Consider the following 21,309-nt stretch of genomic DNA (forward strand, 5'->3'; position numbering starts at 1 on the left):
GGCCCTAACGGGTAAACCCTAGCCGAAGAAGGCGGGCCGTCGATGTCCGACGTGCTGGAAAAGACGGAAGAAACCGAAGGCGATGCCTTCGACGATCTCTACGGTCTTACAAAAGAGACGGTGGCGGCGGTCGAGGCTGCGCTGGAGGAAGGCGCCGGACCGGAAACCATCCGGCCGCTCGTCGTGCCGCTGCACGCCGCCGACCTTGCCGACCTTCTGGAACGCCTGACAAAAGACGAGCGCCTGTCGGTCGTCCATGCGTTGGGCGAGGAACTGGATTCCGACGTCTTCGCCTATCTGGACGATACCGTTCAGGAAACCATTACCGACGCGCTGCCGAACTCCGTCCTCTCCACCTTCGTCCAGGACCTCGATTCCGACGACGTGGTCGATTTCCTCGAGGATATGGACGAGGAGGATCAGAAGGAAATTCTGTCCTTCGTCCCGGCGGAAGACCGCGCGCTCTACGAACAGGCACTCAGCTACCCGGAATATACCGCCGGTCGCTTGATGCGCCGGGAAACGGTGACGATCCCGGAATTCTGGACCGTCGGTCAGACCATCGATTTCATGCGCGATTCCGATGGGGAGGGCGGCAGCGACCTGCCGGACGATTTCTACAACATCATCGTCGTGTCTCCGAACCATAAGCCCGTCGGCCTCGTCCAATTGTCGAAGCTGCTACGCACCAAGCGGATCGTGCCTGTCTCCGCCATCATGGAAACTGATCCGAAACTGATCCCGGTCGACCTGGATCAGGAGGACGCGGCCTTCCTGTTCCGGCAATACGGGTTGGTCGAAGCGCCGGTGATCGACGAGTCCGGGCGGCTGGTCGGTGTCCTGACCATCGACGACATCGTCGACGTCATGGATGAAGAACACGAAGACGACATGCTGAAACTCGGCGGGGTCAGCGAGGACGACTTCTATTCCGACTTCCTGAAGACGACGCGGCTGCGCTTTTCCTGGCTGCTGGTGAATCTGGGCACGGCCATCGTTGCGTCCCTGGTCATCGCTCTGTTCGAAACCGCCCTGTCGAAGGTCGTGGCCCTGGCTGTCCTGATGCCGATCGTGGCCAGTATGGGCGGCAATGCCGGAACGCAGACACTGACGGTCGCCGTGCGCGCGCTCGCCACCAACGAACTGACGACACGCAACGCGCTGCGCATCCTGACGAAGGAAGTCCTGGTCGGCAGCGCCAACGGCATCCTGTTCGCCATCATCATGGGCATCGTCGCCTGGCTGTGGTTCAGCGACCCTGTCCTGGGCGGCGTGATTGCGACGGCCATGATCCTGAACCTGATGATTGCGGGGTTGAGCGGCGTTCTCATCCCCCTGGCCATCGAGAAGATCGGGCAGGATCCGGCCATCGCCTCAACGGTTTTCCTGACCACGATTACCGATGTCGTCGGTTTCTTCGTTTTCCTGGGACTCGCCAGCGTTGTCTTGATGTAAAGCATGTTCTGGCACGCGGTTTGCTCATTCCGGTGACGTAACGAAACCGGAGCGTCCCGATGCTGTCGAACAACAATTCCGAAATCTTCCGTGTGGCCACGGCCTATGCCGCCGCGAAAAAATCCGCGACCGTGGAACCCGACGCCGCGCAGGCCGTGCGGGACCTGGGGCGCGACCGGTTCTACGACGCGCTGGCCAACGACTATAGGGCAAAGAACGCGACATCCGGGATGGGCGGGCTGGGGCTGCTGTCCGGGTCGACCGTGTCCGGTTTTGCCGGGTTCCTGGGCGTGCAGCAGGACAGCACATCGGAATGGATTGCCGATCAGGAAGCCCAGATCGAACAGATGGTCGAAGACGGGGCCGACGCGAAGGAGCTGCAGGGTGCCTATAACGTCCTCGCCCAGCTTCGTCTCTATCAGGCGGAACAGGCCATGTATGCGCAGATGTTCCCGGAAGACGACGACCGGGAAAACACCGGCTTCGGCCCCTTCGGGGCATCGATCGACACGAATTCGATGCCGTCCGACGCCCTGGCGCTTTTTGCCCAGTACGGCTAGGCGTGGCGGTCGGTGCACGCCCGGTCAAAAAATTAATGTCAGGCTGAAATTTTTCGATCTATTCGGCGGCATGAAAACGGCGTAGCGTCCGGTTCGTTTCCTTGAAAACAGAGTGTCACGCGAATGGCCGTCACGGTTGCGCCGTCCGCTGGGAGTGTGGAGAATTCTCCGGTTCTCAGTGTCTTTTTGCTGTGCTTTGGGCTGCTGATCTTTTCGATTCAGGATGTCATCGTGCGGTCCTTGAGCGGCACCCTGCCGGTGCATGAGCTTGTCTTTCTGCGGGGTGGGATCGCCTTGTGGCTGATGGCGGCTTTCGTCTATTGGCGATACGGCAAGGCCGGATTCCGGATCGTGCGGCCGGGCATCATCGTGTTGCGCGGCTTTTTCGGCTTCTCCTGCTTTACTTTCTATTATCTCGCCATCGCGCGGCTGCCCCTGGCCGATGCGGTGACGATCGGGTTTTCGTCGCCGCTGTTCATCTGCGCCCTGTCCGTGCCCATGCTGGGCGAACGGGTCGGCTGGCGGCGTTGGACGGCGGTGCTGATCGGATTTGCCGGCGTCATCGTCGTGGTCGGGCCTTCCGGTCATTTATTGGACCCGGCGGTCCTATTCGCGATCGCGGGCACCGCGACCTATGCGGTTCAGACCTTACTGACCCGGCTGCTGCGCGACGGCATGGTCGGCCCGGGTATCGCCTTCTACCAGATGGTCGGCTTCATCGCCTTCGCCGGTCTGATGGGCCTGTTGCTGGGACATGGCGGATTTGAGGGGGTGTCCAGCCACCCCAGTCTGCAATTCCTGCTGCGCGCCTGGGTCGTCCCGGCCTGGACGGATGTGCGGCTGATCCTGGCGATCGGGTTCATCGCGGCGGCGGGGTTCATCATGTTGGCCACGGCCTATGCCCGCAGCGACGCGTCCGTGGTCGCCCCGTTCGAATATTCCGGCGTTCTGTGGGGCACCCTGGCCGGCTGGATATTCTTTTCCGAAGTGCCCGGCATCTGGACCTATATCGGCGCATCCCTGATCGTCGGCAGCGGGCTGTTCATCCTGTCGCGGGAAATACGCTGGACGCGCGGCCCACGCTCGCTGCGCAATCCTGCCCACAGCCTCGCGGAACCCAAGTCGCCCTAGACCGCAAACGACAGCCCAGGATCGATACCAGGCAATCGTCACGGAATTATCAAGATTTCGCAGTTGACGTTTACGTAAACGTAAATACTATTTCCACCCATAACAGGGAGGGACGGGATGACGGATAAGGCGGTCAGTACGATTGCCGAACTGGCGCGGGACTTCGGCGTCACTGCGCGGACCATCCGCTTTTATGAGGCGGAGGGCATGATCTCCCCCGAACGGCAGGGCAGCCAGCGCCTGTATCACCCGCGCGACCGGGTGCGCTTGAAACTCATTCTGCGCGGCAAGCGGCTGGGCTTCTCGCTCGCCGAGATTCGCGAAATCATCGATCTCTACGACTCGGCGCCCGGGGAACGCGGGCAGCTCGACTTCTTCCTGGACATGATCGAAAAACGGCGTGTCGACCTGGAACAGAAACGCCGCGACATCGACCTGACCCTGTCGGAACTGGCGGAGGTCGAACGGAATTGCCGCAACCGGCTGTCCGAATTGGCGAAGGGGAGGGAACAGGCATGACGGAAAACATCGATCCGGTGACGGCGCAGGGCACGATCTACGCCGACGAGTGCGATCATATGGGGCATTTCAATGTCGCGGCCTATACCCGCCGCTTTGACGAGGCGACCTGGGCGATGTGGTCCGGGCTGGGGTTGAGCGTCGAGGTCATGGAACGCGATAGGATCGGGATCGCGGCGCTGGAATCGCGCCTGACCTACCACAAGGAACTGTTTCCGGGACAGACGATCCGCACCCGGTCGCGCGTGATCACGCTGGGCGGCAAGACCGCCGGTTTTCATCACCGCATGTATCTGGTGGAAGATCGGGACGGCGCGGAGGTGGAAACCCTGTCCGCGACCTGCACCTATACCGTCGCCTGCCTGGACCGGACAGCGCGAAAGGCGCGTGTTTGGCCCGACGAGATTGCGGCCCGTGTCAAGGCACGCGTCCGCCCCCTGGAAGAAGGAGCCCCGGCATGAGCGGTTTTCAACCCCGGAACCCGGATTTCGAATCCCGCACGCGGGAAAGCTTCGGTCGGCAGCGGTTCATGGAAACCCTGGGCGCGGAATTGACGGTGGTGGAGCCGGGCCATGCCGAGATGCGCCTGCCCTATCGTGAAGAACTGGGACAGCAGCACGGTTTCTTTCATGGCGGCGTGATCGGCACGCTGGCGGATAATGTCGGCGGTTATGCCGCGTTCACCATGCTCGACGCCAAGGACTCCATTCTGACGGTGGAGTATAAGATGAACATCGTTTCGCCTGGGCGCGGGGATGCGTTGATCGCCATCGGCACGGTGATCAAGCCCGGCCGCCGCCTGATTATTTGCGAGGCCCGCATTTACGCGGAGACGGACGGCAAGCGAGCGCTCTGCGCCACCGCGCTGTGCACATTGATGACCATGGAAAACATGTCGGACGACAAGGCCGCCTGAGCGGATAACAAAGAGGAAACGACCATCATGATCCCCAATTCCTATCCCGTGCTGGATTTCGATCTCGGCGAGACCGCCGAACTGATGAAGGAAAGCGTCGCCGGATTCTCCGCCGACGAGATCGCGCCGCGTGCGGCGGAAATCGACCGCACCGATCAGTTCCCGATGGACCTGTGGAAGAAGATGGGCGACATGGGGCTCCTCGGCATTACCGTGGAGGAGGAATATGGCGGCGCCAATATGGGCTATCTGGAACACTGCATCGCGATGCAGGAAATCAGCCGTGCCTCCGCCTCCGTCGGTCTCAGTTACGGTGCGCATTCGAATCTGTGCGTGAACCAGATCCGCCGAAATGGAAACGCGGATCAGAAGCAGCGTTATCTGCCGAAACTGATTTCCGGCGATCATGTCGGGGCGCTGGCCATGTCGGAACCGGGCGCCGGGTCGGATGTCGTGTCCATGCGCCTGCGCGCGGACAAGAAGGGTGACCGCTACGTCCTGAACGGCAACAAGATGTGGATCACCAACGGCCCGGATGCCGATGTCATGGTGATCTATGCCAAGACCGATATGGATGCCGGGTCGAAAGGCATCACCGCCTTTCTGGTGGAAAAGAGTTTCAAAGGCTTCTCCGTCGCGCAGAAGCTGGACAAGCTGGGCATGCGCGGATCCCATACTGGGGAGCTGGTCTTCGAGGATTGCGAGGTCCCGGAAGAAAACGTCCTGGGGGAGGTCGGCAAGGGCGTCCGCGTCCTGATGAGCGGTCTGGATTACGAACGCGCGGTGCTGGCCGCCGGTCCGATCGGTATCATGGACGCCTGCATGGATGTCGTGATCCCCTATATCCACGAACGCAAACAGTTCGGGCAGGCGATCGGCGAATTCCAACTGATGCAGGGCAAGATTGCCGACATGTATACGACGATGAATGCCTGCAAAGCCTATGTCTACGCGGTCGCGAAAGCCTGCGACCGGGGACAGACGACGCGCAAGGACGCGGCGGGCGCGATTCTGTATGCCGGGGAAAAGGCCACTTGGATGGCGCTGGAGGCGATCCAGATTCTGGGCGGTATGGGCTATATCAACGAAAGCCCGACGGGCCGCCTGCTGCGCGACGCGAAACTCTATGAAATCGGCGCGGGCACGTCCGAAATCCGCCGCATGCTGATCGGCCGCGAACTCTTCGCCGAAACGGCGTAAGGCGCGGCAAGAGGAAAGGAAACGGGAATGACCACGCAAGACCCCATCGTCATCGTCGGTGCCGCGCGGACCCCCATGGGCGGGTTCCAAGGCGACCTGAAGGAAATGAACGCATCCCAACTGGGCGCGGCAGCGATCAAGGAAGCGCTGTCCCGCGCGGGCGTCGCACCGGCGGATGTCGACGAGTTGATCTTCGGCAACGTCCTCCCCGCCGGTCAGGGGCAGGCCCCGGCCCGTCAGGCCAGCAAGGGCGCGGGCATCCCGGATGCCACGGGCTGCACGACCATCAACAAAATGTGCGGGTCCGGCATGAAGGCGACGATGCTGGCAACGGATCTGCTGACCGCCGGGACGAACGCGATCATGGTCGCGGGCGGCATGGAAAGCATGACCAATGCCCCCTATCTGCTGCCCAAGGCGCGCGGTGGCATGCGCCTGGGTCATGGTCAGGTGCTGGATCACATGTTCCTGGACGGGCTGGAAGACGCCTATGACAAGGGCCGCCTGATGGGCACCTTCGCCGAAGAAACGGCGACGCATTTCCAGTTTACGCGCGAGGCCCAGGATGCTTTCGCTATAGAAAGCCTGAACCGCGCGAAGAAGGCGCAGGATGACGGCACTTTCGAAAGCGAGATCGTGCCGCTCACGGTCCAGACCCGGAAGGGGGAAGTTACTGTGGCGCTGGACGAACAGCCGCGCACGGCGAACCCGGACAAAATTCCGACCCTGAAACCGGCCTTCGCGAAGGACGGGACGGTGACGCCCGCGAATTCGTCGTCCATCTCCGATGGGGCGGCGGCCCTGGTGCTGATGCGTCGGTCCGAAGCGGAAAAGCGCGGCCTGACGCCGATTGCGGAAATCGTGTCCCACGCGACCCATGCCCAGGCCCCCGCCTGGTTCACGACCGCGCCGGTCGATGCGATCCGCAAATGCCTGGACAAGGCCGGGTGGTCGAAGGACGCGGTCGACCTGTATGAAGTCAACGAGGCCTTTGCCGTCGTCGCCATGGCGGCGATGCGGGAATTGGACCTGCCGCATGATAAGGTGAATGTGCATGGCGGGGCCTGTGCCCTGGGCCATCCGATCGGCGCATCGGGTGCGCGCATCTTGGTGACGCTTCTGAACGCGTTGAAGAAATACGATCTTGAAACCGGCGTTGCGTCCTTGTGCATCGGCGGTGGAGAGGCTACGGCGATGGCGGTGAAACGTCTTCAGTAACGGGCAGAGGAGTTGGATATGCCGACCATTCTGATTACCGGGGCCAGCCGTGGTATCGGTCGCCGTCTGGCGGAGTTATACAGCGCCGGCGGCTGGGAGGTGATTTCGGCTTGCCGGAACCCGGCGGGCTGCGATCCGGTCGGCGAACCACTCGCGCTGGATGTCGGCGATGCGGGTTCCATCGCGGCGGCGGCGAAAGCTCTGTCCGGTCGATCCATCGATGTTCTGTGGAACAATGCGGGCATCTATATCGACAAGGGGCAGGCGCTCAAAGACTTGCGTGCGGAAGACTGGCTGGAAAGTTTCCGCATCAACACGATCGCGCCGATCATGCTATGCCGGGCCTTGCTGGAAAACGTCGCGGCGTCGGGATTGCGCAAACTGGCCTTCACGACCAGCAAGATGGGGTCGGTCGCGCTGAATTCCGGCGGGGCCTATGAATACCGGTCGTCGAAAGCGGCGCTGAACATGGCGGTGTCCAGTCTGGCGCAGGAATTGGCACCGCGCGGTATCCGCACGGTCGTCCTGCATCCCGGTTGGGTGCGCACCGATATGGGCGGCGCGGGCGCGGATATCGACACGACGCAATCCGCGGCCGGTATGAAATCCGTGGTCGACGGTCTTGCCGCCGGTCAAACCGGACAGTTTTTCAATTACGATGGAAAGGAGCTTCCCTGGTGAATCCGATCAACCGTCTTCTCGCAGGCTATCGCAGCTATCGTGCCCTCTATCACGAAAAACGCGGGGATATGACCCGGCGTCTGGCGGAAGAAGGGCAAAAGCCGAAGATCATGGTTATCGCCTGTTCGGACAGCCGCGTCGATCCGGCGATCCTGTTCAACGCCGATCCGGGGGAAATCTTCGTCGTTCGTAACGTGGCGGCGTTGGTGCCGCCTTACAGCCCGGATTCGTCGCATCACGGCACCTCGTCGGCAATCGAATTCGCGGTTAAAGACCTGGGCGTTCAGGAAATCATCGTCCTGGGTCATTACAAATGCGGCGGGGTCGCCGCCATGCGGTCGATCCATGCCGGGAACCAACTGGAAGATCGGGAATTCATCGGGCCCTGGATGGCGCTGGCGGCGGAAGCGTGTTCCATGCATGGGGCGGACGATCCGGAGGCCGCGGCGGCGGTGGAAATGGCGACGATCAAGACGTCGATCCGCAATTTGAAGACCTTCCCCTGGGTTCAGAAGGGGATCGATAACGGGACGCTGCGCGTGCACGGCTGGTGGTTCGATATCAATTCGGGGAACCTGTTGGCCCACGATCCGCGCACCGGACAGTTCAGCATCGTGGATAGCATACCGGACCTCAGCGCAAAATAATCCGGACAAATAGAGCCGGGCATCTGGGAGAAACGACCATGATCCTTACCGAAGAACAGACGATGATCCGCGATATGGCGCGTCAGTTCGCGGCCGAACGCCTGACCCCGAATGCGGAGGAGTGGGACCGAGAGGCTCGCTTCCCCAAGGAGGCGATTGCGGAGATGGGCGCGCTGGGGCTTCTCGGCATGCTCGTCCCGCCGGATTATGACGGGGCGGGAACGGATACAGTCTCCTATGCCATGGCGTTGGAGGAAATCTCCGCCGGGGACGGGGCGGTCGGCGCGATCATGAGCGTCCATAACTCCGTCGGCTGCATGCCGATCCATCGTTTCGGCACGGAAGAGCAGAAGCAGGAATATCTGCGTCCCCTCGCCAGGGGGGAGACGATCGGCTGTTTCTGTCTGACCGAACCGCAGGCAGGATCCGATGCTTCCGCCCTGAAAACCAAGGCGGTGCAGGCCGGCAATAAATGGGTTCTGGACGGGGCGAAGCAGTTCATCACCAATGGGTCGACGGCGGGGCTGGCCATCGTTTTCGCGGTGACCGATCCGGATGCGGGAAAACGCGGGATCACGGCCTTCCTGGTGCCGACGGACCGTCCCGGTTACATCGTCGAACGGATCGAAAAGAAGATGGGGCTCAATGCGTCCGACACCTGCGCGATCCGCTTGGAAGGGCTGGAACTGGAACCCGAACTGATGTTGGGGCAGCTGGGCGAAGGTTATAAAATCGCCCTGTCGAATCTGGAAGGCGGGCGTATCGGGATCGGCGCGCAGGCGCTTGGTATCGCACAGGCGGCGCTGAACTATGCCGTTGCTTATGCCAAGGACCGCGTTTCCATGGGCCAACCGATCATCCAGCATCAGGCCGTCGGCTTCCGCCTTGCGGATTGCGCGACGAAGCTGGAGGCCGCGCGTCAATTGATCCTGCATGCAGCGGCCCTGAAGGATGCGGGACAGCCCTGCCTGACGGAGGCGTCGATGGCGAAACTGTTCGCGACGGAAACCGCCGAACAGGTTGTGTCCGACGCGCTGCAGACCTTGGGCGGCAACGGCTATATGCGCGATTACCCGGTGGAGCGCATGGCCCGCGACGTCCGCGTCACGAAAATCTATGAAGGGACCAGCGACATTCAGCGCATGGTCATTTCACGCATGTTGGCCGCCTAAGGGAGGCGGAACGAGAGGGGGCGGTCCCATGGGAAACCTGACGGACAAGATCGTATTGGTCACCCATGTCACGGAATTCGTCGGCGCCGCTGCCGTCGAATCCTGCCTGGAGGAAGGTGCGACGGTTCTGGCCCAGGATCCCAGCTTCGCCGATATGGCGGCGCGCCACACATTCGAACAAGCCTATCGCGGGGCGATCGGACTGCATGACGAAGACCCGGACCGCCTGATCGGCAGCATCGTTTCGGCGCAAGGGCGTTTGGACGGCCTTGTCGCCAATGACGGCTTCCCGGCCATCCGGGCGAAAGTCGAAGACGCCGACCCGCAGGATATGCGCGACGGGTTGGAAGCCATGGTGGTGCAGCCCTTCCGCCTGATCGGGGCCGCCGTGCGTCAGATGAAAAAGCAAGGCGGCGGGCGGGTCGTCGTCGCATCCTCCGCCGTGCCGTTCCGCGGCCTGTCGAATTACGGCATGTATGTCACCGGACGTGGGGCGCAGAACGCAATGGTCCTGTCCCTGGCGCGGGAATTGGCGGGTCAGGCGATTTCCGTGAACGCAGTTGCGCCGAATTTCGTTGAAAACCCGTCCTATTTTTCGGAAGCCCTGCTGTCCGACGACGCCGCACGGAACAAGATCCTGTCGCAAATCCCGATGGGCCGCTTCGGCAAGGGGCGGGAGGTGTCGGACCTGATCGCCTTCCTGTTGTCGGATAAGGCCGGGTTCATCACCGGTACCGTCGTGCCCGTCGCCGGCGGCTGGGCCTCGTAAGGACACGCCATGACCGATCCGATCGATTTCTACTTCGAATTTTCCTCCCCTTACGGCTATTTCGCGTCTGAACGGATCGCGGCGCTGGCGGACAAGCATGATCGCGCGGTGTCTTGGAAGCCGTTCTTGCTGGGGGCCGCCTTCAAACGGGAAGGGACGCAGTCGCTTGTGTCCTATCCGCTGAAAGGTCCGTATTCGAAGCGCGATATCGAACGGACCGCCGGATATCTGGGCTTGCCTTTCGTCTGGCCGCCAGGCTTTCCGATCCTGACGGTCCATGCGGCGCGCGCGACGTTATGGACACAGGAAAACGCGCCCGACCGGGCGGTCGACCTGATCCATGCCTTGTACCGACGTCTCTTTGCGGACGGTGTGGATATCGGTCATGCGGGGGATGTCGTCGCGGTCGCGGAAGATGTCGGCCTTGATCCCATCGCCGTGGAATCGGGCATGAAATCCGATGATATCAAGGCCCGCTTGCGAACCGAAACGGACGCGGCACTGGATCGCGGTGTTTTCGGGTCGCCCTTCTTCATCGTCGATGAGGAGCGGTTCTGGGGCGCCGACCGGATGGACATGCTGGACGCCTGGCTGACGCGGGGCGGATGGTGATGGCGGCGATGGAAACCGGCGTTTCCTTTGTCGTGCCGGTCTATAACAAGGCCGATTGGCTGCCCGCCGTTCTCGACAGAATCGCGGCGCAACGGGGGAACTTCGACCGGCAATATGTGTTCGTCGATGACGGATCGACGGACGGGTCATTGGACATCCTGCGCGACAAGACGGCCGGCTGGGACAATCTGGTGATCGAATCCCAGACCAATGCCGGGTCTGCCGCCGCGACCAATCGGGGCATCGCGCTGGCGACCATGCCCTATATCAAATTCGTCGATGCGGACGATCTGTTGCATGCGGATGCGACGCGGGTTTTGCTGGATGCGCTGGCCGGCGATGAAAAGGCCTGCCTTGCCTTCGGCGGCGTTCAAACCTTTTCCGACGCGGCGACCCTCGACCTGGAGGGCGAGATCGGAACGCCGTCGGTGCGGCGCCTGGCGCGGCCCCTGCGGCAGGCGATTTCTCGGTCGCTGTTCAATCCGACACAGTTCCTGGCCCGCACCGACTGCCTGCGCGCCGTCGGCGGGTGCGACGAACGGGTCGTCTTCAGTCAGGAATATGCCCTGACCATGCGCCTTGCCCGGCAATGGGATTTCCTGGCGCTGGATGCGACCGTCGCCTTCCTGCCGCAGGAAGTCGGGTCGCGCCTGTCGAACAATCAAGGCCGTCAGTTGCAACGCGTGACCCGCGCCGTTCAGTACTTCCTGGAAGACTATCCCGATACGCCCTGGTCCTTGCGCCAGTATATTGCGCGGCGCATGGCGTATCGCGCCTGGAAATATCATCGCCGGGCGAACAAGGCCTTTTGGCCGACCAGTCCTGTATTCTGGCGTCAGGCCCGGGCATGGCTGCCCATCCTGGGGGGGCATGCAGCCTTTATCGAACGGTGCGGGCGGGTCTTCGAAACCGCCGACCGGCGCGCCGTACGCGGAACCGAAGAGAAAGTTTTGGGATGAGTGAGCAGACCTACAATCCGGGATATGACCACGGATTCTATGCCGATCTTGAAAATACGGCCTTGCCGTCGGCGCGCCGGATCGTGCCGATCCTGAAGACATGGTTTCCGATCGGCAGCGCCGTCGACGCCGGATGCGGCGACGGATCCTGGCTATCCGTGATTTCGGAACTGGGGGCGGAAACCGTTCTGGGACTCGACGGCCCCTGGGTGGACGAAACCCAACTTAAAATCCCAAAGGACCGGTTCCGACGTTGCCGCATCGACGAGAAAATCGCCGTCGAACCGGGGGAGAGCTTCGATCTCGCCATCAGCCTGGAGGTCGCGGAACACCTGCCGGACAGCCGGGCGGGCAGCTTTGTCGCGGATTTGTGTGCGCTGGCGCCGGTCGTTCTGTTTTCCGCCGCCATTCCGGGACAGGGCGGGCATCATCACGTCAATGAACAATGGCCCGCCTATTGGGCGGACCTGTTCGCGGCACAGGGCTACACGCCGGTCGATACGCTGCGGCTGACGGTCTGGAACGATCCCACCGTTTGCTGGTGGTACAAGCAGAACCTGATGGTCTTCGCGTCCGAAAAGGCGCTGGCCGACAATCCGGCCCTGAAGGCGGAAGCGGGCAAGTCCATTTCACCGCCCGTGCCGCTGGTCCATCCCGAAGTTTTCGAACAGGTACAGCGTCAGGCCAACCCGTCTTTCGGGCGGTGGTTGAAACAGGGGCGTAAGGCATGGTCCCGGTCTGTGGAGAAACGCCGGGCGAAACGCCGGGCGAAACGGGGACGCTGACCGGATATGTGCGGGATCGCGGGAACAGTCGATACGACGCGCGGACGGGGAGCGGCGGCGCTGGCCGGTATCGCGGAGGCGATGGCGGAGACGATGCTGCATCGCGGCCCCGACGATTCCGGTGTCTGGACGGCGGAACAGGTCGGTGTCGCCTTGAGCTTCCGGCGCCTCGCGATCCAGGATTTGAGTGCCGACGGCGCACAACCGATGCGGTCCCAGGACGACCGTTTTGCCATCGTCTTCAATGGTGAAATCTATAATTTCCTGGAATTGCGTCGGCAACTGGAGTCAGGCCGCACCTGGCGCGGCCATTCGGATACCGAAGTCATGCTGGCGGCCTTCGATGCCTGGGGTATCGAAGGGGCGCTGGACCGTTTCGACGGCATGTTCGCCTTTGCCCTCTACGACGCGAAGGCACGCACGCTGACTCTCGCCCGCGATCGAATGGGGGAAAAGCCGCTCTATTTCGGCTGGGCGGGGAAAAGCTTCGTCTTCGGGTCCGAATTGAAAGCCATCGCGTCGCATCCGGATTTCACCCCGGAAATCGATCCGCGCGCCGTTGATGCGATGATGCGCTATTCCTACATTCCCGCGCCGGTATCGATTTATCGCGGCATCGAAAAGCTGCCGCCCGGCGGAACGCTCACCCTCTCCCTGGAGAGTGGCGAGACGGTGCGCGGTCAATATTGGGACCCGGTGTCGGAGGCGGAGAACGCCCCCACCTTCGAAGGCGACGAAGCGGCGGCGGCACGGGAGTTGGAACGTCTGCTGATGCGGTCCGTATCGCGCCGCATGGTCGCTGACGTGCCGCTTGGCGCGTTTTTGTCCGGCGGGATCGACAGCGCGACCGTCGTGTCCCTGATGCAGAGTGTCGCCGCCAAGCCGGTGCGCAGTTTCACCATCGGCTTTACCGACCCGCGTTTCGACGAGGCGCCGCAGGCCCGCGCCATCGCCCAACATCTGGGCACCGATCATACGGAAGTCACGGTATCCCCCGCCGACAGTCTGGCGATGGTGGAACGGATGCCCTTCGTCTATGACGAACCCTTTGCCGATGTCAGCCAGTTGCCGACGCTGCTGTTGTCCCATCTGGCGCGACAGCAGGTGACGACGGCGCTGACCGGCGACGGCGGGGACGAGTTGTTCGGCGGCTATCCGCGTTACCGCAAGGCCGTTGAGCAATGGGAGCGAGGCCGCCCGTTTTCCCGCAGCTTGTTGAACCTTATTCCCTTCGGGCCGTTGAATGTCATTTCCTCCGGCGTCGGCAAACCGGGGCGGTTCGGGGACAAGTTGTACCGCAAGCTGTCGGATCGATCGAAGCCGTCGATTGAGCTTCTGTATGAAGGCTATATGTCCCGCTGGCGGGTATTCGAACGCCCGGCAGGCGACCCGGCGGTCGGCTATTTCGTCGAAGGCACGCGCCGCCCGCACAGCGACGACGATCTGCTGCGCTTGATGTTCTGCGATGCCGTGACCTATCTGCCCGACGACCTGCTGGTGAAAGTAGACCGCGCCAGCATGGCGGCGTCGCTGGAAACCCGCGCGCCCTTGCTGAACCACGATATCGTGCGTTTCGCCTGGGGCCTGCCCAGCCGTTTCAAGATCCGCGACGGGAAGGGGAAGCAGGTGCTGCGTGCCGTGCTCGACCGCCATGTGCCGCGCAGTCTGATGGACCGGCCTAAACAAGGTTTCGAACCGCCGCTTGCCGATTGGCTGCGCGGCCCGTTGCGCGATTGGGCGCAATCGCTGATCGCATCGGACCGTTTGGAAGACGGCGGGTTCCTGGATCCCGAACCGATCCGCGCCGTCTGGGAAGAACATTTAAAAGGCCAGAGGAACTGGCATTTCGAACTATGGAACGTGCTGATGCTGCAAAGCTGGCGCGAAGCCTGGAAACTGTGAGGAAGCGCCGATGAATACGCTGACAACGACCCACGACCCGCGCAGTCCGGAAGCCGCCGACAACCGCGCGGCAATGGCAGCCCTGGTTGCCGAACTGAAATCCCGCCTGGAACAGGTGAAGCTGGGCGGCGGCGACAAGGCGCGGGAACGCCACCTGTCGCGCGGAAAGCTGTTGCCGCGCGAACGCGTGCGGACCTTGCTGGATCCGGGCTCGCCGTTTCTGGAGCTGTCGCAGCTTGCCGCCTATGACATGTATGGCGATACGATCGCCTCCGCCGGGGTGATCTGCGGGATCGGGCGCGTATCGGGCCAGGAATGCATGATCGTCGCGAACGACGCGACGGTGAAGGGCGGCACCTATTACCCGATGACGGTAAAAAAGCATGTGCGGGCCCAAGAAATCGCCTGGCAAAACCGGCTGCCCTGCATCTATTTGGTCGATTCCGGTGGGGCGAACCTGCCCAACCAGGATGAAGTGTTTCCGGACCGCGACCATTTCGGGCGCATCTTTTATCATCAGGCCAATATGTCCGCAGACGGGATCGCGCAGATCGCCGTCGTCATGGGCTCCTGCACGGCGGGTGGTGCCTATGTCCCGGCCATGTCCGACGAAAGCGTCATCGTGCGCAATCAAGGCACGATCTTCCTGGGCGGCCCGCCGTTGGTGAAGGCCGCGACGGGTGAAGTCGTGTCGGCGGAAGATCTGGGCGGGGCGGATGTCCATTCCCGCATTTCCGGCGTGACGGATCACATGGCGGAAAACGACACCCATGCCCTGTCCATCGCGCGCGGTATTGTCGCCAACTTGAACAGGATCAAGCCGACCAGCCTGAAGGTCCGCGAGCCGGTGGAGCCGATGCTGAACCCCGACGACCTCTACGGCGTCGTGTCCGCGGACCTGCGCAAGCCCTATGATGTGCGTGAGGTCATCGGGCGGATCGTCGATGGGTCCGAATTCGACGAGTTCAAGAAGCTCTACGGCACGACGCTGGTCTGCGGTTTCGCCCATCTGTGGGGCTATCCGGTCGGTATCGTCGCCAATAACGGCATTCTTTTTTCGGAATCGGCGCAGAAGGGCGCGCATTTCGTGGAACTGTGTTCCCAACGCGGCATTCCGCTGATCTTCCTGCAGAACATCACCGGCTTCATGGTCGGGTCGAAATACGAACAGGGTGGGATCGCCAAGGACGGGGCGAAACTGGTCACGGCGGTGGCCACGACATCCGTCCCGAAATTCACCGTGATCATCGGCGGCAGTTATGGGGCCGGAAACTACGGCATGTGCGGGCGGGCCTATTCGCCGCGCTTCCTGTGGATGTGGCCGAACGCCCGCATTTCCGTCATGGGCGGGGAGCAGGCGGCAAACGTCCTTGCCACCGTGAAGGAAGACAATATGGAAAAGGCCGGGCAGTCCTGGACGGCGGAAGAACGGGAGGCCTTCATGGCCCCGGTTCGACAGCAATACGAGGATCAGGGCAATCCCTATTACGCTTCCGCGCGGCTGTGGGATGACGGGATCATCGATCCGAAGGATACGCGCATGGTTCTCGGCCTCGCCCTGTCCGCCAGTCAGAACGCCCCGATCGAGCCGACGAAGTTCGGCGTCTTCCGGATGTGAGGAGGGATAGGATGGCAAAGCTGGAACTCGTGAAGGACGGCGCGGTCGCCCGCGTGCGCCTCACCAATCCCGATCTGCACAATGCCTTCGATGACGGGTTGATCGCGGATCTGACCCAGGCGTTTGGCAATGCGGGGGGCGACGATGCGATCCGCGTCGTGGTGCTGGAAGCGGAGGGCAAGAGCTTTTCCGCCGGGGCCGACCTGAACTGGATGAAGCGCGTCGCGACCTATGGGCTGGATGAGAATATAGAGGACGCCCGGGGCCTCGCCGGGATGTTGAAGACGATCAATTTCCTGCCCAAGCCGGTCATCGGGCGGGTACAGGGGGCGGCCTTCGGCGGCGGCGTCGGGCTGGTCGCCTGCTGCGATATCGCCATCGGCACGCCGCGCGCCAGCTTCTCCCTGTCGGAAGTGAAGCTTGGCCTGATCCCTTCGGCGATCAGCCCCTATGTCGTCGCGGCCATCGGACAACGCGCGGCCCGGCGCTATTTCACCACGGGCGAACGCTTCGACGCCGCAACGGCGCACAAGCTGGGCCTGCTGCATGACGTGGTGGAGGAAGCAGTCCTGGACGACACCGTCGAGGGTTTGATCAACACGATCCTGGGCGTCGGGCCGAAAGCCGCTGCCGCCGCGAAGGATCTGGTCTTTGCCGTCGACCGCCCGCTCACCGACGACATTGTCGAAGATACCGCCCAACGCATCGCCCGACTGCGCGCCACACCGGAAGCGCAGGAAGGGTTGGGGGCATTCCTGGAAAAACGGAGGGCGTTTTGGAACAAATCCGTCTGAGCCTCGATCTAGACCGGGACCGCTTGCGGTTTCTGCTGCACGATACCCACACACTCGACCTGCCCAGCCTCTTCTATGGATCGCTGCGCGCGCCTGAGATTTTTGAGATCGTTGTCGGGCGTCCAATGGAAACCGCAGCGATCGAACCCGTGTCGCTCGACGGTCACGAATTGGCCCGTATCATCGCGGGAGACGGGTTTCCCGGAATCTTTCCGGCCGAAACGGAAGACAGCCTGTCCTGCCTTCTGATTTCGGACCTCAGTCCGCTCGAAAGCCTGCGCGTCGCGTGGTTCGAATGGGAAGAATACAAGCTGGGCCGGTTTTCCCTGTCGGACGGTCGGGCGGCCCAGGCCTTCGTCCCTGATATTGACGCGATCCGCGCCCTTCACGGTTCCATCGATTTCCATCCCTGGTCTTTTGAGGAATGGCGCGACCGGCATCTGATCGGTGCAATTCCCAATGCGCAGGTCTGGATGGCGGAAATGCCGGATGTGACGGCGATACTGGCCGAGAACGAAAAACGCGCTGCCGCTGAATAAGCGCGGCTATCGGGAGGAAAGTAGAATGTTCAAGCGCATCTTGATCGCGAACCGGGGCGAAATCGCCTGTCGCGTCATCGCCACCGCCCGCCGGTTGGGGGTGGAGACGGTTGCCGTCTATTCCGACGCGGACGCCGCCGCACTGCATGTCGCCATGGCGGATCGCGCCGTGCGGCTCGGCCCCGCCCCGGCCCGCGATAGTTATCTGCGCGCCGATCTTATCCTGGAGGCGGCGAAGGCGACCGGGGCGGAAGCGATCCATCCCGGCTATGGCTTCCTGTCGGAGAATGCCGACTTCGCGGAGGCCTGCGAAAAGGCGGGCGTCGTTTTTATCGGGCCGCCCGCATCCGCCATTCGGGCTATGGGCTCGAAATCGGAAGCCAAGGCCCTTATGGACAAGGCGGGTGTGCCTCTCACCCCCGGCTATCACGGTGCGGATCAAGACCCCGCGCATTTGCAGGCGGAAGCGGACCGCATCGGCTACCCCGTGCTGATCAAGGCCTCGGCGGGCGGCGGCGGTAAGGGCATGCGCCTCGTCGAGACTTCGGCGGATTTTGAGGAAGCGCTGGCTTCCTGTAAGCGGGAAGCCTCGGCCAGTTTCGGTGACGACAAGGTTCTGGTCGAACGTTTCGTGACACGGCCCCGCCATATTGAAATGCAGGTTTTTGCGGATTCGTATGGCAACGCGGTGCATCTGTTCGAACGCGATTGCTCCATTCAGCGGCGGCATCAGAAGGTCGTGGAGGAAGCAACGGCCCCCGGCATGCCGGAAGATCTGCGCCAACGCATGGGGGAAGCTGCGGTCGCGGCGGCCCTAGCGGTCGGCTATCAGGGGGCCGGAACCGTGGAATTCATCGCCGAAACTGCGTCGGACGGCACGCCGGGCGATTTCTTCTTCATGGAAATGAATACGCGCCTTCAGGTCGAACACCCGGTGACGGAAATGGTTACGGGTCAGGATTTGGTCGAATGGCAGTTGCGCGTCGCATCGGGCGAACCGCTCCCGCTGATGCAGGAGGAAATTTATGATTACGGCCATGCGATCGAGGTGCGCCTCTATGCCGAAGATCCGGACGGCGGCTTCCTGCCGTCCATCGGGGTGCTGAATCATTTGCGATTCCCACAGGACAGCGAGGGTATCCGCATCGATACCGGCGTACGGCAGGGGGATGAGATATCCCCGCATTACGACCCGATGATCGCGAAACTGATCGCGTATGGTCCGAACCGGGATGTGGCCATTGCCCGGTTGTTGGCGGCGCTGCGTGAAACGGAGGTCGCCGGGATCGCAACAAACCGCGACTTCCTGATCCGCGTCCTGTCGCAGGAGGACTTTTCCGAGGGTCTTTTGGATACCGGCTTCATCGCGGCGCGGGAAGAAATGCTGCTGCCGGGCCGCCCCCGGGCCGACGACATCGTTCTGGCGATGGCAACACTGATCGAATTGGATGGGGAGGCCCGCAAGGCACGCGCCCGCGCGGCGACTGGCGGCGACCCCTATTCGCCCTGGGCCAGGGCCGACGGATGGCGTCTGAACGATGCCGGGCCGGTCGATCTGAAATTCAAGGATTTCGATGGGGAACGGTCTATCCGAACCCGCCATCATCACGGGGCATGGCATTGCCGCGTGGATGATGGGGCGGAGATCGAGGCCACCCTCCTGTCCGTGACGGACGATTTCCTCGAAGCACGGATCGACGGCGACCGCCGGACCCTGGGCTATAGCCGATCCGAAACCCAGACCGGCGATCGCCTGACGCTGTTCTACGGGGCGGATACCTTCGTTCTGGACCGGCTGGATCCCTTGGCGTCGGCGACCGGGGGCGATCAGTCCGACCATGCCCTGACGGCGCCTATGCCGGGCAAGGTGACGGCGATCTTCGTGGCGGCGGGCGACACGGTGACGGCGGGTCAGTCGCTGATGATCCTTGAAGCCATGAAAATGGAGCATACCATCAAGGCCCCGGCCGACGGCACCGTCGACGCGCTTCCTTTTGCTGTGGGCGATCAGGTGACGGACGGCGCGGTGCTGATCAGCTTTGCGGAGGAATGATCGTGTCGGACGAAGAAGACATTCCCGGTCTCGTGCGCCTTGTCGAAATGGGGTCGCGTGACGGGTTGCAGAACGAACCCGCTGACGTGTCCACCGACGACAAGATCACGCTGATCCGGTTCCTGAACGAAACCGGCCTGACGGGAATCGAGGTCGGCAGCTTCGTCTCACCGAAATGGGTGCCGAAAATGGCGGATTCGGGAGAGGTCTACGACCGGATCGAAAAGCGCGTCGGCGTCTCCTATCCCATGCTGACCCCCAATCTGCGCGGTCTGGAGGCCGCGCTGGAACACGGGGTGAGGGAAGTCGCGGTGTTCGGCGCCGCGTCCGAAAGCTTCTCTCAGAAGAACATCAACTGTTCCGTCGCGGAGTCGTTGGATCGGTTCGAGCCGCTGTGCAAGCAGGCGCTGGAGGCCGGATTGGCGGTGCGCGGCTATATCTCCTGCGTCATGGGGTGCCCTTATGACGGGCCGACCGATCCGGCAAAGGTGGCGGAGGTCGCCGCCCGATTGGACGCCATGGGCTGTTACGAGATATCCTTGGGCGATACGATCGGTACCGGCACGCCGCTGGAAACCAAGCGGCTGATCCGGGCTGTGTCGGATGCCGTGCCGGTCGAACGGCTGGCTGGACATTTCCACGACACTTACGGTCAGGCGCTCGCCAATATCTGGTCGGCGCTGGCGGAAGGCGTCACGGTCTTCGACACCGCCGTTGCCGGGCTCGGCGGTTGTCCCTATGCAAAAGGGGCGACCGGCAACGTCGCGACCGAGGATGTCGTCTACAGTCTGGAACAGAGCGGTATCGATACCGGTATCGATTTCGACCGCCTGATGGCCGCCGTGGATTTCGCATCCGATATCGTCGGACGAGAGCCGGTGTCCCGTGTCGGCCGGGCCGTTCGCGCAAAACGGGGCGCGTGAGTCAGGGTTGTTTACGAAAATCCTTTAGGTGACGTGTGACTGATAAAGCTGCGGTGCTGAATATTCGGAAACTGTGTGTCGGGGCCGAGAGCCTGGACGACCTGCGCGATTGGCAGGCGCGGCGTCTCCAGTCCGGCGGTCCGTTGTGGCACAGAACCCGGACATGGCCGCGACGCCATTCGGAAATCATTAAGACGGGCGGCAGCCTCTATTGGATCATCAAGGGGGCGATGGCCTGCCGTCAGCCGATCACGGGGTTCGAGGCGGAATCGCACGAAGACCCGAACGAGAAACCCTATTGCCGGATTATCCTGGCCCCGGAATTGATCCCAACCGACCCTTGGCCGCATCGGCCGTTCCAAGGATGGCGCTATCTTCCGGGGACGGAAGCACCGCCGGATTTACCGGAATCGGCAAACGGGGATAATTTGCCGCCGGAATTGACGGCGGAATTGCGGGCGCTCGGCATTTGGTGATTGCAGCGGGCGCGCTGGAAGGCCCGGAAAAGGCGGCTTGTTAAAAAATTTCGTCAAACTGTCATTTTTTCTGTTGCACCGTCCGAAGCCGCCGCATATATACCCGCCGTCGCCGAGACAACGGGGTCACCCCGGCAGCCGGCGGCCGACGCAGAGACCAAAATAGCGGTTGAAGCGGAACAGCCTGAAGAATAAACTGAAGACTTGCGCCGACACGAATCGGGTCGGCGTGGGGAACTTCGGTCTCTTTCTGACCGGCGCCCGTTATTGAACAAGTGGATATATAGGAAGGGATACGCGGTTGGCGGTGATTTAATTGCTGTCGATTGTGTGTCTTGATGAATAGTCAGTGACGCGTTCATCTGCGGGAGAGGTTTCGC

The 21,309-nt window shown here is 62.3% G+C and carries 22 protein-coding genes; all 22 read left to right on the forward strand.

What is annotated here, in order from left to right; genetic code table 11:
• Positions 1 to 42 precede the first annotated feature (42 nt).
• The 22 genes from mgtE to HH303_RS19315 all read left to right on the forward strand — a co-directional run bounded on the left by mgtE (position 43) and on the right by HH303_RS19315 (position 20,929).
• A complete protein-coding gene (mgtE, locus tag HH303_RS19210; protein ID WP_169627024.1) occupies positions 43 to 1,455 on the forward strand; it encodes a magnesium transporter in 1,413 nt (470 codons plus the stop codon).
• A 59-nt stretch (positions 1,456 to 1,514) separates the two neighbouring features.
• A complete protein-coding gene (locus HH303_RS19215) occupies positions 1,515 to 2,015 on the forward strand; it encodes a hypothetical protein (RefSeq protein ID WP_169627025.1) in 501 nt (166 codons plus the stop codon).
• Positions 2,016 to 2,138: 123 nt separating this feature from the next.
• Entirely contained in the window at positions 2,139 to 3,146 is a 1,008-nt protein-coding gene (locus HH303_RS19220; RefSeq protein WP_169627026.1) for a DMT family transporter, read from the forward strand.
• Positions 3,147 to 3,263: 117 nt separating this feature from the next.
• Positions 3,264 to 3,665 (forward strand): MerR family transcriptional regulator, encoded by a 402-nt coding sequence (locus HH303_RS19225; RefSeq protein ID WP_169627027.1) that lies wholly within the window; start codon positions 3,264 to 3,266, stop codon positions 3,663 to 3,665.
• Entirely contained in the window at positions 3,662 to 4,126 is a 465-nt protein-coding gene (locus HH303_RS19230) for an acyl-CoA thioesterase (protein ID WP_169627028.1), read from the forward strand. The genes HH303_RS19225 and HH303_RS19230 overlap by 4 nt, the downstream gene beginning before the upstream one ends.
• Entirely contained in the window at positions 4,123 to 4,581 is a 459-nt protein-coding gene (locus tag HH303_RS19235; RefSeq protein ID WP_169627029.1) for a PaaI family thioesterase, read from the forward strand. Before HH303_RS19230 ends, HH303_RS19235 begins: the two co-directional genes overlap by 4 nt.
• Positions 4,582 to 4,608: 27 nt before the next feature.
• A complete protein-coding gene (locus HH303_RS19240; RefSeq protein WP_169627030.1) occupies positions 4,609 to 5,781 on the forward strand; it encodes an isovaleryl-CoA dehydrogenase in 1,173 nt (390 codons plus the stop codon).
• Positions 5,782 to 5,808: 27 nt separating this feature from the next.
• Positions 5,809 to 6,999: an acetyl-CoA C-acyltransferase gene (locus HH303_RS19245; protein WP_169627031.1), complete on the forward strand. Its 1,191-nt coding sequence runs from the start codon at positions 5,809 to 5,811 to the stop codon at positions 6,997 to 6,999.
• Positions 7,000 to 7,017: 18 nt separating this feature from the next.
• The gene (locus tag HH303_RS19250) at positions 7,018 to 7,680 is read left to right on the forward strand and encodes an SDR family oxidoreductase (RefSeq protein WP_169627032.1); all 663 of its coding nucleotides are present in this window, start codon (positions 7,018 to 7,020) and stop codon (positions 7,678 to 7,680) included.
• Positions 7,677 to 8,327, forward strand: a complete 651-nt coding sequence (locus tag HH303_RS19255; protein WP_319637471.1) for a carbonic anhydrase — start codon at positions 7,677 to 7,679, stop codon at positions 8,325 to 8,327. The genes HH303_RS19250 and HH303_RS19255 overlap by 4 nt, the downstream gene beginning before the upstream one ends.
• Positions 8,328 to 8,365: 38 nt before the next feature.
• Complete coding sequence (locus HH303_RS19260; protein WP_169627033.1) at positions 8,366 to 9,499, forward strand: acyl-CoA dehydrogenase family protein; 1,134 nt, start codon at positions 8,366 to 8,368, stop codon at positions 9,497 to 9,499.
• Positions 9,500 to 9,527: 28 nt separating this feature from the next.
• Positions 9,528 to 10,268, forward strand: coding sequence for an SDR family oxidoreductase (locus HH303_RS19265; RefSeq protein ID WP_169627034.1), 741 nt, complete (start codon positions 9,528 to 9,530; stop codon positions 10,266 to 10,268).
• A gap of 9 nt (positions 10,269 to 10,277) precedes the next feature.
• Positions 10,278 to 10,880 carry a 2-hydroxychromene-2-carboxylate isomerase gene (locus HH303_RS19270; protein WP_169627035.1) on the forward strand — a complete coding sequence of 201 codons (603 nt, stop codon included), beginning with the start codon at positions 10,278 to 10,280 and terminating at the stop codon, positions 10,878 to 10,880.
• A complete protein-coding gene (locus tag HH303_RS19275) occupies positions 10,880 to 11,839 on the forward strand; it encodes a glycosyltransferase family 2 protein (RefSeq protein WP_169627036.1) in 960 nt (319 codons plus the stop codon). The genes HH303_RS19270 and HH303_RS19275 overlap by 1 nt, the downstream gene beginning before the upstream one ends.
• On the forward strand, positions 11,836 to 12,624 hold the full coding sequence (locus HH303_RS19280) for a class I SAM-dependent methyltransferase (protein ID WP_169627037.1): 789 nt from the start codon (positions 11,836 to 11,838) through the stop codon (positions 12,622 to 12,624). Before HH303_RS19275 ends, HH303_RS19280 begins: the two co-directional genes overlap by 4 nt.
• Positions 12,625 to 12,630: 6 nt before the next feature.
• Entirely contained in the window at positions 12,631 to 14,526 is a 1,896-nt protein-coding gene (gene asnB, locus HH303_RS19285) for an asparagine synthase (glutamine-hydrolyzing) (protein ID WP_169627038.1), read from the forward strand.
• Between the two features lie 10 nt (positions 14,527 to 14,536).
• On the forward strand, positions 14,537 to 16,144 hold the full coding sequence (locus tag HH303_RS19290; RefSeq protein WP_169627039.1) for a carboxyl transferase domain-containing protein: 1,608 nt from the start codon (positions 14,537 to 14,539) through the stop codon (positions 16,142 to 16,144).
• Between the two features lie 11 nt (positions 16,145 to 16,155).
• Positions 16,156 to 16,938: an enoyl-CoA hydratase/isomerase family protein gene (locus tag HH303_RS19295; protein ID WP_169627040.1), complete on the forward strand. Its 783-nt coding sequence runs from the start codon at positions 16,156 to 16,158 to the stop codon at positions 16,936 to 16,938.
• Positions 16,920 to 17,477: a hypothetical protein gene (locus HH303_RS19300; protein WP_169627041.1), complete on the forward strand. Its 558-nt coding sequence runs from the start codon at positions 16,920 to 16,922 to the stop codon at positions 17,475 to 17,477. Before HH303_RS19295 ends, HH303_RS19300 begins: the two co-directional genes overlap by 19 nt.
• 25 nt (positions 17,478 to 17,502) lie before the next feature.
• Entirely contained in the window at positions 17,503 to 19,530 is a 2,028-nt protein-coding gene (locus tag HH303_RS19305) for an acetyl/propionyl/methylcrotonyl-CoA carboxylase subunit alpha (protein WP_169627042.1), read from the forward strand.
• A gap of 2 nt (positions 19,531 to 19,532) precedes the next feature.
• Positions 19,533 to 20,453: a hydroxymethylglutaryl-CoA lyase gene (locus HH303_RS19310; protein ID WP_406611461.1), complete on the forward strand. Its 921-nt coding sequence runs from the start codon at positions 19,533 to 19,535 to the stop codon at positions 20,451 to 20,453.
• A 35-nt stretch (positions 20,454 to 20,488) separates the two neighbouring features.
• The gene (locus HH303_RS19315) at positions 20,489 to 20,929 is read left to right on the forward strand and encodes a DUF1489 family protein (protein ID WP_169627044.1); all 441 of its coding nucleotides are present in this window, start codon (positions 20,489 to 20,491) and stop codon (positions 20,927 to 20,929) included.
• Positions 20,930 to 21,309 lie beyond the last annotated feature (380 nt).

Source organism: Pacificispira spongiicola (assembly GCF_012926505.1).
GTDB classification, from domain to species: domain Bacteria; phylum Pseudomonadota; class Alphaproteobacteria; order UBA8366; family Aestuariispiraceae; genus Pacificispira; species Pacificispira spongiicola.

What these genes read in the sequence shown, in the direction of transcription:
- HH303_RS19275 (WP_169627036.1), top strand. Translation starts at nt 10,880, where the DNA reads ATGGCGGCGATGGAAACCGGCGTTTCCTTTGTCGTGCCGGTCTATAAC.
- asnB (WP_169627038.1), top strand. Translation starts at nt 12,631, where the DNA reads ATGTGCGGGATCGCGGGAACAGTCGATACGACGCGCGGACGGGGAGCG.
- HH303_RS19265 (WP_169627034.1), top strand. Translation starts at nt 9,528, where the DNA reads ATGGGAAACCTGACGGACAAGATCGTATTGGTCACCCATGTCACGGAA.
- HH303_RS19290 (WP_169627039.1), top strand. Translation starts at nt 14,537, where the DNA reads ATGAATACGCTGACAACGACCCACGACCCGCGCAGTCCGGAAGCCGCC.
- HH303_RS19215 (WP_169627025.1), top strand. Translation starts at nt 1,515, where the DNA reads ATGCTGTCGAACAACAATTCCGAAATCTTCCGTGTGGCCACGGCCTAT.
- HH303_RS19270 (WP_169627035.1), top strand. Translation starts at nt 10,278, where the DNA reads ATGACCGATCCGATCGATTTCTACTTCGAATTTTCCTCCCCTTACGGC.
- HH303_RS19305 (WP_169627042.1), top strand. Translation starts at nt 17,503, where the DNA reads ATGTTCAAGCGCATCTTGATCGCGAACCGGGGCGAAATCGCCTGTCGC.
- HH303_RS19220 (WP_169627026.1), top strand. Translation starts at nt 2,139, where the DNA reads ATGGCCGTCACGGTTGCGCCGTCCGCTGGGAGTGTGGAGAATTCTCCG.
- HH303_RS19245 (WP_169627031.1), top strand. Translation starts at nt 5,809, where the DNA reads ATGACCACGCAAGACCCCATCGTCATCGTCGGTGCCGCGCGGACCCCC.
- HH303_RS19280 (WP_169627037.1), top strand. Translation starts at nt 11,836, where the DNA reads ATGAGTGAGCAGACCTACAATCCGGGATATGACCACGGATTCTATGCC.
- HH303_RS19295 (WP_169627040.1), top strand. Translation starts at nt 16,156, where the DNA reads ATGGCAAAGCTGGAACTCGTGAAGGACGGCGCGGTCGCCCGCGTGCGC.
- HH303_RS19235 (WP_169627029.1), top strand. Translation starts at nt 4,123, where the DNA reads ATGAGCGGTTTTCAACCCCGGAACCCGGATTTCGAATCCCGCACGCGG.
- HH303_RS19240 (WP_169627030.1), top strand. Translation starts at nt 4,609, where the DNA reads ATGATCCCCAATTCCTATCCCGTGCTGGATTTCGATCTCGGCGAGACC.
- HH303_RS19260 (WP_169627033.1), top strand. Translation starts at nt 8,366, where the DNA reads ATGATCCTTACCGAAGAACAGACGATGATCCGCGATATGGCGCGTCAG.
- HH303_RS19230 (WP_169627028.1), top strand. Translation starts at nt 3,662, where the DNA reads ATGACGGAAAACATCGATCCGGTGACGGCGCAGGGCACGATCTACGCC.
- mgtE (WP_169627024.1), top strand. Translation starts at nt 43, where the DNA reads ATGTCCGACGTGCTGGAAAAGACGGAAGAAACCGAAGGCGATGCCTTC.
- HH303_RS19250 (WP_169627032.1), top strand. Translation starts at nt 7,018, where the DNA reads ATGCCGACCATTCTGATTACCGGGGCCAGCCGTGGTATCGGTCGCCGT.
- HH303_RS19225 (WP_169627027.1), top strand. Translation starts at nt 3,264, where the DNA reads ATGACGGATAAGGCGGTCAGTACGATTGCCGAACTGGCGCGGGACTTC.